General features: G+C 71.9%; 2 protein-coding genes. One reads left to right on the top strand and one right to left on the bottom strand.

Going from position 1 to position 2,235, the window contains the following annotated elements:
* A partial coding sequence (locus ACFWP7_RS41835) for an ATP-binding protein (RefSeq protein WP_384393651.1) occupies nucleotides 1–1,320 on the bottom strand: 1,320 nt, incomplete at its 3' end.
* 253 nt (nucleotides 1,321–1,573) lie between these two features.
* Here ACFWP7_RS41835 and ACFWP7_RS41830 point away from each other — a divergent pair.
* On the top strand, nucleotides 1,574–2,235 hold a 662-nt coding region (locus tag ACFWP7_RS41830; RefSeq protein ID WP_384393659.1), incomplete at its 3' end, for a HAMP domain-containing protein.

Below are 2,235 nucleotides of genomic sequence, written 5' to 3'. Positions count from 1 at the left end.
CGCCCCACTCACCCCCGACCCACTCCCCAGACCAGCCCCACTCACCCCACTCCCCAGGTCTGCCCCGCTGGCGCCCGGCCCATCTGCCCCGCTCCTGGGACCCGGTCCGCTCCCACCCGACCCACTCGATGGACCTGCCCCGCCTACACCGCCTACCCCACTCGACCCGTCAGCCCCGGTAGCCTCACTCGCCCCGCCTGCCCTGCTGGCCGCACCCGCCCCACGCAGCACATCCGCCCCGCGCACCCCAGCACTCGCCCCGCCCACCCCACTCGCGCCGTGCCCCCCACCCGAGGCCAACGCCTCCCCCGGCCAGGGCACGGGCACGGCGCGGGAGCGTATCGAGTCGGGCAGCCGGGGCGGGTCCTTCTCCAGGGCACGGCGCAGGTCCTCGATGCGGTTCTCGCTGCCGTGCCAGACGCGGGCCAGGCGCGGCCCCAGGGCGAGACCGAGACCGCCGGCCCGGTCGGTGGCCTCGTCCTCCAGCCACACCGCGCACCAGTCGGCGAGGCGCGGCACGATCAGCTGTCCGGCGAGCGCGGCCACGAGGTCCTCGTCGAGCTGCCCGGCGAGCAGGTCGGAGGCCTCGGCGAGGAAGGAGAGGGCACCACGGTCGAGCCAGTCGTGCTCCTGCTGGGCGCTGCGCCTCGGCTCGGGGGCGAGAGTTTCGGCCACCCGCAGCCCGCGCTCCAGGGCCTGTTCACCGGCGTACGCCTCTGCCCTCTCGCCGTCTTCCACGATCCTTTCGACCTTGTCGACCTTGTCGACCTTGTCGACGTCCGAGATCGCCTCGCCGCCCACGCCGAGGCCGCTACCGCCCACGGGCAGCCGGGCCCAGACGGTCTTGATTCCGGTGCGGTAGGTGATCCCCCAGGCGTCGGAGAGCGCGGAGACGAGCCGCAGACCGCGCCCGTACTCCGGTGTGCCGTACGGCCGTTCGACGCAGTCGTCGCGTATCGCACGCGCCGCGTGATGGTCGGACACCTCGATGATCAGCGAGCCCGGCGAGCCGTCCTCCGTGCTTTCCATGCCGCATGCCAGCTCAACGTCGGTGCCGGCGTGCACAACGGCGTTGGTGACGAGTTCGCTGACGACCACGACGGCGTCATCGGTGAGCCGGTCGTCGATCATATCGGCGCCGTGCGGGGCGAGTTCGGCCCACTCAGCGAGAGCGGCGCGCACGAACTCCCGGGCGGCTCCGGGAGCGAGCGGGGTGCCCGCCAGCGAAGTGCGGGCGACCGTTTCGTGGCCGGCGCGGTAGTGCGCGGGCGCGTCGGGCACACGCGCCTTGGACTCCCGTTGCGTCGGAATGGCCCCCACGGTGCGGCTCCCTGAGCAGTTCGGACGAATAGGCCTCAGCCGATGCGGACACAGTGACAGACTGACTGTGCCCATAAGCGCCGAGTTACCGAAGTGGGCCGCCATGGCTGAGAACAGTGGTATGCGTGGGCTCGAAGACGGTCGGATCGACGGCCGGATCGACGGTCGGATCGACGGCCGGATCGACGGCCGGATCGACGGCCGGATCGACGGCCGGATTCAGGCATCGGATCTGCGCCCGCTGCTCGCCGCGATGACCGCCGCCCGGGATGGTGACTTCAGCAAGGTGCCGGAGACCGGCGACGGTGTGGTGGCCGATCTCTGCGCGATGTTCAACCAGATCATGGACCGCAGCTCCCACTTCAACTCCGAGGCGCAGCGGGTCCGCCGGGACCTGGTGCGGCACGGCCGCCTGGACGAGCGTCTCTCGGCGAGTCCGGGCCAGGGCAACTGGACGGCGCGGGTCAACGACGTGAACCAGTTGCTCGACGCCCTGGTCGCGCCCGCCGCGAACGCGACCCGCGTCCTCGACGCGGTGGCCGGCGGCGATCTGACCCAGCGGGTCGACCTGCACGACGGCAATCGTCAACTCCGGGGCGACTTACGCCGGTTGGGACGGGCCGTCAACAAGATGGTGGACCAGCTGTCCCTGTTCACCGGCGAGGTGACCCGGGTCGCGCGCGAGGTCGGCACGGAGGGGCGGCTCGGTGGCCGCGCCAAGGTGACGGGTCTGTCCGGGAGTTGGCGGGACGTGACCGAGGCGGTCAACACCATGGCGTCCCGGCTGACCGCCCAGGTCCGGGACATCGCGCTGGTGACGACGGCGGTGGCCCGCGGCGACCTGACCCGCACGGTGACCGTCGAGGCGACCGGTGAGCTGCTCGAACTGAAGCTCACCGTGAACACGATGGTCGT

The sequence above is a fragment of the Streptomyces sp. NPDC058470 genome, from assembly GCF_042721055.1.
Classification (GTDB): Bacteria; Actinomycetota; Actinomycetes; order Streptomycetales; family Streptomycetaceae; genus Streptomyces.
The sequence above is the reverse complement of the archived record's forward strand: the minus strand, read 5'-3'. Positions and strand labels throughout refer to the sequence as shown.